This is a genomic window from Enterobacteriaceae endosymbiont of Donacia piscatrix, from assembly GCF_012569525.1.
Lineage (GTDB): Bacteria > Pseudomonadota > Gammaproteobacteria > Enterobacterales > Enterobacteriaceae.
On sequence record NZ_CP046200.1, the window covers coordinates 340763 to 343468 of the forward strand.

The following is a 2706-nucleotide window of genomic DNA, read 5'->3' on the forward strand; positions in this document are numbered from 1 at the left end:
CATAATTTATTTTATAAAATATTTGGAGTTATATAATGGTACGTTATTTTCGTCGTCGTAAATTTTGTCGTTTTACTGCAGAAGGTATTAAAGAAATTGATTATAAAGATATTCATATTTTAAAGAATTTTATTACTGAAAGTGGTAAAATTGTTCCTAGTAGAATTACTGGTACTAAAGCAAAATATCAACGTCAATTAACTAAAGCTATAAAACTAGCAAGGTATTTATCTTTAATATCTTATACTGATCATCATAAATAATTAATATAATTATTTTTTAAAAAAAATTTTTTTTATAAAGAGTGTAAATAATGAAAGTAATTTTGTTAACTTCTATTCCTAATATAGGAGAAAAATCTCAAGTTATAAATGTAAAATCTGGATATGCACGTAATTTTTTAATGCCAAAAAATAAAGTAATTATTGCTACAAAAAAAAACATTTTTCTTTTAAAACAAAAAATTTTAGAAAAAAAATCTAAATTATTAAATATTTTAAATAAAGCAAAATTAAGATTAAAAAAATTTAACTTACTAAAAAATCAAATAAAAATTTTTGCTAAGGCGGGAGAAACTGGAAAATTATTTGGATCAATAGGTAAAAATGATATTTTAAAAGAATTTAAAAAAATTGGATTTAATATTTTAAAAAAAGAAATTAAATTGCCTAAAGGAGGTTTTAAATATATTGGAAAATACACTGTAATTTTTCAATTTCATGAAAAAATTTTAGTTGAAAAAAAAATTAGTATAGTAAATAGTAAATAATTAATTATGTATTGACTAATTAATAAAATTATGTATAATCATGTATAAACATGACTATCTAAAACAATATTATTTTATAAATCCAGTCAGGTCTGGAAAGAAGCAGCTGTAGTAAATATAATATGTGTAAATAAGTAGTCATGTTTTATTGTTTAATTTTATAAAAAACAAAAAATGAACTCTCATATTTTAGCATTTAAATGGCGTCCTTATTCGTTTAATGATGTTATTGGTCAAGATCATGTAATACAAGCAATTAAACACAGTTTGTTTATTAAAAAAATACATCCTTCCTGGATACTGTCAGGTAGTAGAGGAGTAGGAAAAACAACAATAGCAAGAATATTTGCTATGGGTTTAAGTTGTTTAAAAGGAATAACACCAAACCCATGTGGGTATTGTGAAAATTGTATATCTATAAAAAAAAATTCTTTTTTAGATTTAATTGAATTAGATTCAGCATCTAAAACTAAAGTAGAAGATATTAGAGAAATATTAGAAATAATTTATTATCCTCCTGTAAAAGGAAAATATAAAATTTATATTTTTGATGAATTTCATATGTTATCTAAACATAGTTTTAATGCATTATTAAAAATAATAGAAGAACCTCCAAAATATATAAAATTTATATTTGCAACAACAGAATTACAAAAAATACCATCTACAATATTATCCAGATGTATCCAATTTCATTTAAAATTAATAGATGAAAACATAATCTTTAATAAGATAAAAAATATTTTAGATAAAGAAAATTTAAAATATGATGAAAAAGCATTAAAAATTTTATCTTTTGCAGCATATGGAAGTATGCGTGATGCTTTAAATTTAACAGATCAATTAATATCAATGGGAGAATTAACCATAAAAAATATTAATTTGATGTTAGGATTAATAAAAAAAGAATATTTATTTTTATTAATAGAAAATTTTAAAACACAAAAATATGATATAATTTTTAGTTTAATTAATAAAATATCTACATTTAATGTAGATTGGGATAATATTTTAACAGAAATAATGATATTATTACATAATATTTTAAAAATTAAAATTTTAAACAAAAATTTTAGTAATTTTTTAATAAATTTTAATTTTACAAAAAATGAAATTTTATTTTATAAGAAAATATTAAACAAATTTTCTAAAAATGAATTAAAATTTTTATATAATATTTTAAATACAGGAAAAAAAAATCTGTACTTATCTCCAAATCCTAAAATAGGATTTGAAATGGTTATATTAGAAATAATAATTTATTTTAAAAATCAAAATTATATATAAAAAATTTTATGTATTGATTATTTAATATATATAAAAATCATTTTTTATTATTGTATTATAAAAATACAAATATATATATTTATTATAATATTTATATAAAAAAGAGTAATATAATTATGAAAAAAAGAGAAACATTACATTTTCAATCTGAAGTAAAACAATTATTACATTTAATGATTCATTCACTTTATTCAAATAAAGAAATTTTTTTAAGAGAATTAATATCTAATGCTTCTGATGCAATTGATAAATTAAAATTTCAAGCTTTATCAAAACCAGATTTATATGAAAATAATTCAATATTAAAAGTACAAATTTCTATAAATAAAAAAAAAAGATTAATTACCATTAATGATAATGGTATTGGTATGAGTCGTAATGAAGTTATTGAAAATTTAGGTACAATTGCTAAATCTGGTACTAAAGATTTTATTAAATCTTTAAAATTATCTTCAAATAAAACAGAATTAAATACAAAATTAATAGGTCAATTTGGTGTAGGATTTTATTCTGCTTTTATAGTATCAGATAAAGTTTTAGTAAAAACTAGAGCTGCTGGTAAAAATTTAGATGAAGGTGTTTTTTGGGAATCTACAGGAGAAGGAAATTATCATATAGCTAATATTAATAAAGAATTTAGAGGAACTGAG

General features: G+C 19.2%; 4 protein-coding genes and 1 other RNA gene. All 5 read left to right on the forward strand.

The window, feature by feature from the left end; genetic code table 11:
* The first annotated feature begins 35 nt into the window (after positions 1-35).
* Positions 36-263, forward strand: coding sequence for a 30S ribosomal protein S18 (gene rpsR, locus GJT96_RS01705; protein WP_168821232.1), 228 nt, complete (start codon positions 36-38; stop codon positions 261-263).
* 50 nt (positions 264-313) lie between these two features.
* Positions 314-769, forward strand: coding sequence for a 50S ribosomal protein L9 (gene rplI, locus GJT96_RS01710; protein WP_169780491.1), 456 nt, complete (start codon positions 314-316; stop codon positions 767-769).
* 49 nt (positions 770-818) lie between these two features.
* An RNA gene (ffs, locus tag GJT96_RS01715) (signal recognition particle sRNA small type) lies at positions 819-915 on the forward strand.
* A gap of 28 nt (positions 916-943) precedes the next feature.
* Positions 944-2056 carry a DNA polymerase III subunit gamma/tau gene (dnaX, locus tag GJT96_RS01720; RefSeq protein WP_169780492.1) on the forward strand — a complete coding sequence of 371 codons (1113 nt, stop codon included), beginning with the start codon at positions 944-946 and terminating at the stop codon, positions 2054-2056.
* A gap of 116 nt (positions 2057-2172) precedes the next feature.
* The coding region (locus GJT96_RS01725; protein ID WP_211080503.1) for an ATP-binding protein at positions 2173-2706 on the forward strand (534 nt) is incomplete at its 3' end.